Origin of the sequence: Haemophilus sp. UMB1048, assembly GCF_030218125.1 — a bacterium.
Taxonomy (GTDB): domain Bacteria; phylum Pseudomonadota; class Gammaproteobacteria; order Enterobacterales; family Pasteurellaceae; genus Haemophilus_D.
Map to the genome: position 1 here is coordinate 1 of NZ_JASOPB010000205.1, position 233 is coordinate 233.

The 233-nt window shown below is 54.1% G+C and carries 1 pseudogene; it reads left to right on the plus strand.

Annotated elements, in window-relative coordinates:
• Positions 1-233: pseudogene (locus QP437_RS10480) on the plus strand (IS21 family transposase); the annotation flags it as partial.

The window sequence follows — 233 nt, forward strand, 5'->3', positions numbered from 1 at the left end:
TATGAAAACTGTGGTTCTGCAACGTGACGCATATCAGACCGGTCAGCACCGGTTCCATCCTTCGCTGTGGCAGTTCGGCAAGGAGATGGGCTTCTCTCCCCGACTGTGTCGCCCCTTCAGGGCACAGACTAAAGGTAAGGTGGAACGGATGGTGCAGTACACCCGTAACAGTTTTTACATCCCACTAATGACTCGCCTGCGCCCGATGGGGATCACTGTCGATGTTGAAACAG